We start from the raw sequence: 9,049 nt of genomic DNA on the forward strand, positions 1-9,049 counted from the left end.
GTACCGGGCCATCAGCTCTTTCACATTCCGCCCGTTCCATTCGGTCAGGATGCGGGCGTTTCCTTCCTCCCGCGTGAGCGGTGCCTCGGCCGGCTTGTGGGTCAGCCTCGATTCGACGGTCGCGGCGATCTCGACGGCCTTGCGCACGTCGACGGAGAAGGCGACGGCGGCGATGATCTCGGTGCGGAGTTCATTGGGCGAGAGCATGGGCTACTCCGGGATGTAGCGGTTTCCGGCCGGCGGCAGCGGAACCGGTATGGTCGCCAGCGGCGGGATGACGGCCGCTGGAGGTGGCGTTTCCTCCGGGCTCCCCTCCTCGAACAGGTCAACACGACTGAGCCGGCGCGCCATTTCGGTCCAGAACAGGTCGATGTCGCGGTACCGCTCGGCGAGCATTTCCAGCCCGCACAGCCCGCCGACGGTGCAGTCTAGGACCTCGTTGCGGGTCGCGGAATTGGGCTTGACCCATTTGTGAACGTGCTGGCCGCCGGCGGTAGCTGGCTGGAGAAGTGGACATAGCCGGGGCCCGGCGCGCGGATGAGTTTTTGCACATCGCCTTTTTCGATTCTCCTTCGAACGGTTGATATAGCTCACCGACAGGCGCGGCAATGCGCCGATCATCTCTCTGATGGGTTATAGTCTACGGATCACGGTGGTCGACGGCCAGCCGGTGCCGGAATGCGACTGACCGGCGCTACCGAACTCCGCCCTCAAAGGGGTGAGGAGCTAAAACACGAGCGGGCATCGCGCTACTTCGGTTCCATCGGCACCATCCGCGAAACCGCCGCATCCCAGATCCGGTCCGGCATCAAGCCGTGCAGCAGGGACATCAGCTTGGAAGGCGCGCCGACGTGATAGCGGGTGTCCGGCTTCGGGCTTGTCGCCGCCTCGACGATGACCTCGGCAACCTCCCGGGCCGTCAGCACCCCCGTCCTGCCGAACCTGAGCATTTCCCGCGTGGTCTCGGCAAGGTTCTGTTTGAACACTCGGTAGGGACTGTCCGCTCCCGTGTCGGGAATGGTGCTGATCGCCGCTTCGGCGAACCGGGTCGCGACCGGTCCTGGCTGGACGTCCACCACATCGATGCCGAAGGTGCTCGCCTCCATGCGTAGGGTTTCGTTGATCGCCTCCACCGCGTGTTTTGTCGCATGGTAGAAACCGGCACCCGGCTGGGTGATTTCGCCGGCGACGGAGCTGACATTGATGATGCGGCCCCTGCCCGCGCGGCGCATCCCCGGCAGTACCAGCTGGCACATACGGACGAGGCCGAAAACATTGACCTCGAATTGCCGCCGCACGGCATCCATGGGCACCTCTTCGACAGGCCCGTACTGTCCGTATCCCGCATTGTTCACCAGTACATCGAGGCGTCCGTGAGCGCTCTCGACGGTTTTTACGGCATTTTGCATCGAAGCTTCGTCGGTCACGTCGAGCTGAACCGTGTCGCAGCCCTTCGCTTTCAACTCCTCGATATCGGCGACCCGGCGCGCGGTCGCGACGGTCATGAATCCGGCTGCCTTAAGAGCCAGGGCGGCCGCCCGCCCGATGCCCGAGGACGTGCCGGTTATCAAGGCGACGGATTGATTTTCCGAGGCGGGATTGATTGGTGTATCGGCCATGACGCGTTCCTCCTGGCTAACCCGAAACGATAAAAAGGTTTCGAGATTAGACAGAATTGATCTTCGGGCTTCCCCCGGATTTCGTCGAAACCTTCGCCGCGATGGCCTGGACGGTCGTCGTCGTGAACCGTTCCACAGAGTCTCAAGCCAGCACCGGCAGCCACACCGAGAACTCGCTCCCCTTCCCCGGTCCTTCGCTGTAGGCCTCGATTCGCCCCTGGTGCAACTCCACCAGGTTCTTGACGATGGCCAGACCTAGCCCCAGCCCGCCCTGAGCGCGATCGAGGGTTCTCTCGGACTGAGTGAAGATATCGAAAACATGGGATAACAGCGATTCCGCCATGCCTTCCCCGTTATCCTTTACTCGGATTAGAGCTTCTTCGCGCTCCCGAGTCACAGTCAGCCAAATGGTCCCTCCCGTGGGCGTGTATTTGGCGGCGTTGTTAAGCAGATTGGAGATCAGTTGCGCCAGACGCGCTCCGTCCCCCATGAGCCGAATGGGAACATTCGGGACCGAAACGATCAATTCGTGCTGACGCGACTGAATCAAGGGCCGGCTGCTTTCCAAAGCCTGCTCGACTACCGCTGCGAGCTCGATCGGTTCCTTCCGGATGGTGATCTTGCCCTGCTCGATCCGAGAGATATCGAGGAGATCCTCTACCAGGCGAGCCAAATGCCCGGTCTGACGGTCGATAACCTGCTGAACCGTTTGAAGCTTCGGATCCGTTACGTTCATTTTTTTCATGATTTGCGCGGCATTCTTGATCGGCGCCAGCGGATTCCGAAGTTCATGGCCGAGCATGGCCAGGAATTCGTTCTTGCGCCTGTCGGCTGCCTTCAGCGCATTCTCGATCCGCTGCCGTTCGGCGAGCGCAACTTCCAGCTCGCGCACGCGTTTCGCCAGTTCCTGCTTCTGCCGGTAGAGCTGCATGAAGACGGCGACTTTGCTCGACAGGATGTGCGGGTCCAGCGGCTTGAACAGGAAATCCACGGCCCCCGAGTCGTAACCCTTGAATACGCGGGCATGGTCGTGAATGCCGGCGGTGACGAAAATGATGGGGACCTCGCGGGTGCGCTCGGTTCCTCGCATCAATTCGGCCAGCTCGAACCCGTCCATTCCCGGCATCTGCACGTCGACGAGCGCCAGCGCCACCTCGTGCACGAGCAGAAGATCCAATGCCTCCTCGCCGGAACGCGCGCATAGCAGATCGGCCTCATGCCCGCTTAAAAGGCCCGCCAGCGCCACGAGATTCTCCTCGCGATCATCGACCAACAGGATTTTCGGTTTAGCGGTCATGATTTTCCTTACGCTCGGTTGCTTCACCGCACCCCGCCGACCGGAGCAGATATGCGCGAATGCCCGCGGCCGGCAGCACGCGGGCATGCTTGCACAGGGCAATGGCGGCGTTCGGCATGACCGGAATCGAGGCGTCTTCCGGAGCCTGGACGATGGCGAGCCCGCCTGCGTCCTCGATGGCCTTGAGACCGCTCGCACCGTCGGCATTGGCGCCGGAGAGCAGGACTCCGATCAGCCGCGCGCCGAAGACATCGGCCGCGGATTCGAACAGAACATCGATGGAGGGTAAACTGAAATTTACCGGCTCGTCTACCGAGAAGGCAAAAACCACCTCCCGATCGATCAGCAGGTGGTAGTCGGCCGGAGCAACATAGATCATCGAACCTGAGACCGGTTCCTTGTCCAGTGGTTCCCGTACCGGGCGGCCGGCCTTGGCCGCGACAACTTCGGGCAGCACGCTGGGCTTGTGCCGCGGCAAATGCAGAACGATAACGATGGGTACGGTGAAGTCGTCGGGCAAATCGGCGAGCAGAGTCGAGAGCGCTTCCAGCGCCCCGGCGGAACCGCCCACCACGATCGCCTCCGCTGTGGCCGGCATCGTCCATGATTCCATATTGTGTTTCATTCCTTCTGATAGATTCTTTCGGCGCCCGCGAACTCGCTGAATTCCGCAGCGTGATCCGAGAACCGCAGCGTCTCCTTGGCCCCCAGGGCCAAAAATCCCTTCCGGGACAACGAATCCCGAAACAGCCCTATCGCCCGGTCCTGCAACGCGCGGTCGAAGTAGATGAGGACGTTGCGGCAGGTGACGAGCTGAACCTCGGCGAAAACATTGTCGGTCGCGAGGCTGTGGTCGGAAAACAAGATGTTCTTGCGCAGAGCTTTGTCGAACACGGCCGAACCGTAGGCCGCGGTGTAATAATCGGAGAGCGACGTACGTCCGCCCGCAGCCTGGTAGGCTTCGCTGAACCCCGCAATCCGATCCAGATCGTAGATGCCCGCCTTGGCCTTCCGCAGCGCTTCCGGATTGATGTCCGTCGCATAAATCAGGCTTCGGTCGAGCAGTTCCTCCTCTTTCAGCAAGATGGCGAGGGAATAAACCTCTTCGCCGGTGCTGCAACCCGCGACCCAAATCTTCAGGGACGGATAAGTTTGCAGAAAAGGGACCACTTTTTCGCGCAGCGCCAGATAAAACGCGGGATCGCGAAACATCTCGCTCACTATGATGGTGAGAAACGACAAAAGCTCCGGAAAGACGCCGGGCTCATGCAGGATTCGCTCCTGGAGCCCCGACAGCGATCGACAGCCGAACCGCTGCATCGCCTGGGAAAGCCGGCGCTTCAGCGATGCCGGCGAATAATGGCGAAAGTCATAGTGAAACCTGAGGTAAATCGCCTCGAGGATTAACTTGAGCTCCGTGTCGAAAGTGTCGTCGTGCAAAGCATCCTCTACTTGGGGATCCAGACCTTGATGAGCGAAATCAGCTTATCGATATCGATTGGCTTCGCGATGTAATCGTTGGCGCCCGCTTGAAGGCATATCGCGCGGTCGTCGGGCATCGCCTTTGCGGTGAGCGCGATGATCGGGAGATTCTTCCATTCCGGGCGCTTGCGGATCTCCCGCGTTGCGGTGAGGCCGTCCATCTCGGGCATCATGATGTCCATGAGAACCAGATCGACCGCGGCATCGGGCTCCTGCGCGGAACGCTCGAGGACCTCGAGCGCTTCCCTGCCGTTGCGGGCGATGCGCACCTTGGCGCCTTTCGGCTCGAGCACGCTGGAAATCGCGAAGATATTGCGCACGTCGTCCTCGACCACCAGGATGTTGCGGCCTTCGAGCGCTTCCTCGCGGTTGCGCAGCTCGCGCAGAATCTCCTGATGCTCTCGGGGAAGCTGGGCCTCCACCTGGTGGAGAAAGAGCGTCACCTCGTCCAGCAAGCGCTCGGGCGATCGCGCGCCCTTGACGATGATGGTGCTGGCATAGCGGCGCAGCCGGCTCTCCTCCTCCCGCGTCAGCGTCCGTCCGGTGTAAACGATGACGGGCGGGAACGAGAAGGCCTCGCCGGAAGCCATTTTGTCGAGCAGTTCGTAACCCGAGATGTCCGGCAGGCTGAGGTCGAGCACCACGCAGTCGAAGGTCGAGTCCTTCAGCTGGCTCAGCGCCTCGCTGCCGGTCCCGACCGAAACGACCTCGACCCCCTCGGTGCGGAGGAGCCTCTCTATGCTCTCGCGCTGAACCACGACGTCCTCGACCACCAAAACGCGGCGGACGTTCTGTTCCAGCTTCCGCTCCAGCTTGCGGAAAGCGCTCACCAGCTGCTCGCGCATGACCGGCTTGAGCGCGTACCCGACCGCGCCCATTTCGAGGGCTCGCTGGGTATAGTCGGAAATCGAGATGACGTGCACCGGGATATGGCGGGTCGCGGCATGGCCCTTGAGGCTCTCGAGCACGCTGAGCCCCGAATGGTCCGGAAGGTGGATATCGAGAATGATCGCGCTGGGCAGGAATTGCTCCGCGAGCGCGAGGCCCTCCCCGGCACTCGCCGCGATCAGGCACTGGAAACGCATTTCGTGCGCGAGATCGCGCAAGATGCCGGCAAACGCCCGGTCGTCCTCGATGATCAGAATGCTCCGATCGCCCGGCGCGAGACGCTCGCGGTCGTCCTGCGCCGGCTCTCCGGTCGGGTCCGCGGAGACTCTTTCCACGCTCGGGGCGGAACGCTCGGCCGCCGGACGGGCCTTATTCAGGAAAATCACCTCCGCTTCGGGAGGCCGCTCCTCGCCGGTTTGCTGTGCGAACTCGGTAGGCAGAACGAGCGTAAAGGTGCTTCCTTTACCGGGAACGCTCTCCACCGAGATTTCGCCGCCCAATCGGTGTGCGAGTTCCCTTGAAATCGTCAAACCCAACCCGGTGCCCCCGTGCCGTCGCTGGGTACTCCCGTCGGCTTGGCGGAATGCCTCGAATATGGCGTCCTGGTGCTCGGGCGGAATGCCGATACCGGTGTCGCGGACGGCAAAGCTGATCCGGTCCGGTCCGACTTGCTCCACGCGCAGGCCGACCTCGCCCGCCTCGGTGAACTTGCAGGCGTTCGAGAGCAGGTTTCTCAGAATCTGCTGGAGACGGAGCGGATCGCTAGTGATCACCCTTGCCGTCCCGGGCTCTATGCGAGCTTCGAATGCGAGCTTCTTCTGCGAAGCCACCGGTTGAAAGCTTCGCTGGAGCGTCTCTACCAAGGTCTCGAGTTGAACCGGCTCAGGCCGTATCTCCATGCGGCCCGCCTCGATCCTGGAGAGATCGAGAATATCGTTGATCAGGTCGAGCAGGTCGTTGCCCGACGTGTAGATGATCGATGCGTACTTGACCTGCTCCGGGGTCAGATTGCCGTCCCTGTTGTCGGCGAGGAGCTTGGCCAGAATGAGCGCGCTGTTGAGCGGGGTGCGCAGCTCATGGCTCATGTTCGCCAGGAATTCCGACTTGTATTGGTTGGCTCGGGCGAGATCCTCCGAGCGCTTCATCAGTTCCGCCTGAGCTCGCGACAGCTCGTCGCGCTGTTCCTCGAGCCGGACGTTGATCTCGGTCAACTCCTCGTTCTGCGCTTCCAGGCGCGCCTCCGACTCGGACAGCGCCTTGCTCTGGCTCTCGAGCTCCTCGTTGGCCACCTTCAGCTCCTCCTTTTGCCTCTGCAGTTCGTCGGCCTGCCGCTGCGTTTTCCGGAGGAGGTCCTCGAGCCGGGTGCGGTACAGGGTTGAGCGAATCGCGCTGGCCACCGACTCGGCCATCGTGCCGAGGATATCCATGTCCGAGATGCCCACCGGCTGGATGAAACCGAGCTCGACCACCGCCTTGACCTTGCCGTCGATGATCGCCGGCATCACCACGAGGTGCCTGGGACCGGCTCCCCCGAGCGCCGACGAAACCCGGAGATACCCGTCGGGCAGTTTATCGAAGCGCAAGACCCGCTGGTCCTTGACCGCCTGGCCGGCCAGCCCTTCACCCGGCGCGATGCGTTCGGGACAGGCCGAATCCGCTCCGACGGCGTACGTCGCCATGCGACGAAACTCGCCGCCGTCCCGCTCGGCCGCGTAGAGAACGCCGACCGGCACATCGAGGTACTCGCAGAGAAAGCGCAGAATATTGTCGCAGAGGACCGGCAGTGTCTGCTCTCCCTGCATGCGGATGCCCAAGTCCCGCTGACCGGAACGAATCCAATCATCCTCCCTGAGCCTGAGTTTTATAAAGATACTCTGTCGGGCGATCACCGCCACCACCCAGATCGCCAGCGTGCCGAGGGTTCTGTTCAACCACGGTATGGTCGGCAAGGGATCTATGGAAGGCGGAGAGAGAAATCGGCCGGCGACGATCAAGACCGTTGCGACGACGGCTATGACGATCGGCATCCGCGGACGCCAAACATAGAGGCTGAAAGCGAGCGGGAGGAAGTAGACGGCCCATGCAGCGATGCCGAGCGGGGTCATGATATCGGTCACGAAGCCGAATGCGACGCCGAGCACGATGGCGGCATCGGCCACCGGGGTGCGCTGCTTCTCGAACCGTATCATCGCGCGGCTCTCGGCTTTCGAGAAACGACGCGCTGAATCTTGCCGATGGCGAACATGGAAATTTCGAGCGACACGGTAGTGTTTCCGGAGAAGAATGGGAAATTTGATCGGTGTGACACCTTTCACCGAAAGGGTGCGTTTCAGCTAAGACGCTGTCAAGCGAAGAAAAATCCGACATGCGGATGAAGAAGCCGAAAACGAAGGGATTCGGCTACCCGAACGGACGAGACGCAGGTCTACGGCGTGGTCTCGGAATGGGTATTTCCGTCCAAGACCGATAGGCCCGGCGGATGCCGACTCGAACTCGGTCCGTCGATATTCGATGACTTCCGCTTCTCCTCCGATCGAGCCCCGGAAACTTGTTTCCGGACCGCGTCCATCATCCGAAAACCGAGCAACAAGGCCAAGATCGCGGCATCGATCGCGGGCCTCGAGATATCTTTCTTGACCAGCCACCAGAAATGAACGACTCCGAGAATGGCGATCAGATAAACCAATCGGTGCAGCACTCGCCAGCGCTTCCCGCCGAGACGGCGGATCATCCCGTCGGTCGAGGTGACGGCGAGGGGAACGAGCAGAAGGAAGGCGGTGAATCCCACGGTGATGTACGGCCGCTTGGCGATGTCCTTGACGATGCCGGCCCAATCGAAGAACTGGTCCAGAACCAGGTAGGTGAGGAAATGAAGGCATCCGTAGAAAAAAGCGAACAGCCCCAGCATCCGCCGGAAACGCCCCGGCCAGGACCACCCGAAAAACCGCCGGAGCGGCGTCACCGCCAAGGTGACCAGCAGCAGGGTCAAGGTCCAGTACCCCGTGGTCCGGGTGATTTTCTCGATCGGATTCGCCCCCAACTGATCGAGCACGCCGTCGGCGATCAGCTTGAACAGGGGGATCGATAAGATCAGGAAGAGTCCTCGCTTGAGGGCGGCTATCGTCTTGGGATGGGGATTTCGAATATTCATGACCATAAATTTGATAAGCCTTTGTCGGCGGGGGATAAGACGAAGCGCAATCCCAAACCGCCTTTATCTTGTCCGTCATTCCAATCGCAAACGGCGTCTTCGGGAAGGGCGTGGCCGGCGCTCCCGGGCAGGCCGTTTGCGATTGGAAGGGTCATCCCAGCGCTCCTGGGATGACCGTTTGCGATTGGAGCGCCGAAGCCCCCCTTCCCGACACCACGTCCCAGCCGAGCGTCTTCGTCGGCAAAGGATTGCCGACCTACGAATGCTTGAATCAATTCACCCGAGCCGAAGGCGCCAACGACGTCCGCCAAGCCTGTTTTGCCGTACGAGCGAGATAAAAACGCTCTAGTTCTTCCAACAGCAAACGGTCGCTTTAGTCGCACCTCATCCCTGGACACTGGACCCCGGCAATCCCTGCCGGGGTGACGACTTGTGTCATATCCATGCCCTTTGGGAGAAAGTCGCCCAGAGCGATCAAGCTGCCCTAAAAAAACTTACGCAAATCCATCCCCGCATATAACTGCGCCACCTGATCGCCATAACCGTTGAAAGGCAAGGTGGGACGCTTGAAGAATTCGCCGATGCGGCGTTCCTTGGCCTGGCTCCAGCGGG

General features: G+C 61.3%; 9 protein-coding genes and 1 pseudogene. 1 reads left to right on the plus strand and 9 read right to left on the minus strand.

What is annotated here, in order from left to right; all coding sequences use genetic code 11:
- The 8 genes from ABJK70_RS15725 to ABJK70_RS15760 all read right to left on the minus strand — a co-directional run.
- Positions 1-207: hypothetical protein (locus tag ABJK70_RS15725; protein WP_347258430.1), on the minus strand; the 207-nt coding region annotated here is incomplete at its 3' end.
- Between the two features lie 3 nt (positions 208-210).
- Positions 211-621 (minus strand): hypothetical protein, encoded by a 411-nt coding sequence (locus tag ABJK70_RS15730; RefSeq protein ID WP_347258431.1) that lies wholly within the window; start codon positions 619-621, stop codon positions 211-213.
- Positions 622-749: 128 nt separating this feature from the next.
- Entirely contained in the window at positions 750-1,619 is an 870-nt protein-coding gene (locus tag ABJK70_RS15735; RefSeq protein WP_156880615.1) for an SDR family NAD(P)-dependent oxidoreductase, read from the minus strand.
- Positions 1,620-1,761: 142 nt separating this feature from the next.
- A complete protein-coding gene (locus ABJK70_RS15740) occupies positions 1,762-2,916 on the minus strand; it encodes a hybrid sensor histidine kinase/response regulator (RefSeq protein ID WP_347258432.1) in 1,155 nt (384 codons plus the stop codon).
- Entirely contained in the window at positions 2,906-3,514 is a 609-nt protein-coding gene (locus ABJK70_RS15745) for a chemotaxis protein CheB (protein ID WP_086134940.1), read from the minus strand. Before ABJK70_RS15745 ends, ABJK70_RS15740 begins: the two co-directional genes overlap by 11 nt.
- A 23-nt stretch (positions 3,515-3,537) precedes the next feature.
- On the minus strand, positions 3,538-4,356 hold the full coding sequence (locus ABJK70_RS15750) for a protein-glutamate O-methyltransferase CheR (RefSeq protein ID WP_205780659.1): 819 nt from the start codon (positions 4,354-4,356) through the stop codon (positions 3,538-3,540).
- Between the two features lie 8 nt (positions 4,357-4,364).
- The gene (locus ABJK70_RS15755) at positions 4,365-7,475 is read right to left on the minus strand and encodes a response regulator (RefSeq protein ID WP_347258433.1); all 3,111 of its coding nucleotides are present in this window, start codon (positions 7,473-7,475) and stop codon (positions 4,365-4,367) included.
- Between the two features lie 236 nt (positions 7,476-7,711).
- Positions 7,712-8,437: a protein-methionine-sulfoxide reductase heme-binding subunit MsrQ gene (locus tag ABJK70_RS15760; RefSeq protein WP_347258434.1), complete on the minus strand. Its 726-nt coding sequence runs from the start codon at positions 8,435-8,437 to the stop codon at positions 7,712-7,714.
- 170 nt (positions 8,438-8,607) lie between these two features.
- Between ABJK70_RS15760 and ABJK70_RS15765 the strand changes: the two genes are divergently transcribed.
- Positions 8,608-8,775 (plus strand): hypothetical protein, encoded by a 168-nt coding sequence (locus tag ABJK70_RS15765; protein WP_347258435.1) that lies wholly within the window; start codon positions 8,608-8,610, stop codon positions 8,773-8,775.
- A 146-nt stretch (positions 8,776-8,921) separates the two neighbouring features.
- On the opposite strand, the pseudogene ABJK70_RS15770 reads toward ABJK70_RS15765, so the two are convergent.
- A pseudogene (locus ABJK70_RS15770) lies at positions 8,922-9,049 on the minus strand (mononuclear molybdenum enzyme YedY); the annotation flags it as partial.

The organism is Methylocaldum sp., assembly GCF_039794385.1.
In the GTDB taxonomy this organism is placed as follows: domain Bacteria; phylum Pseudomonadota; class Gammaproteobacteria; order Methylococcales; family Methylococcaceae; genus Methylocaldum.

Coding starts and splice junctions, on each gene's coding strand:
- ABJK70_RS15755 (WP_347258433.1), bottom strand. CDS start 7,475: ATGATACGGTTCGAGAAGCAGCGCACCCCGGTGGCCGATGCCGCCATC.
- ABJK70_RS15740 (WP_347258432.1), bottom strand. CDS start 2,916: ATGACCGCTAAACCGAAAATCCTGTTGGTCGATGATCGCGAGGAGAAT.
- ABJK70_RS15730 (WP_347258431.1), bottom strand. CDS start 621: ATGATCGGCGCATTGCCGCGCCTGTCGGTGAGCTATATCAACCGTTCG.
- ABJK70_RS15760 (WP_347258434.1), bottom strand. CDS start 8,437: ATGAATATTCGAAATCCCCATCCCAAGACGATAGCCGCCCTCAAGCGA.
- ABJK70_RS15735 (WP_156880615.1), bottom strand. CDS start 1,619: ATGGCCGATACACCAATCAATCCCGCCTCGGAAAATCAATCCGTCGCC.
- ABJK70_RS15745 (WP_086134940.1), bottom strand. CDS start 3,514: ATGCCGGCCACAGCGGAGGCGATCGTGGTGGGCGGTTCCGCCGGGGCG.
- ABJK70_RS15765 (WP_347258435.1), top strand. CDS start 8,608: ATGACCGTTTGCGATTGGAGCGCCGAAGCCCCCCTTCCCGACACCACG.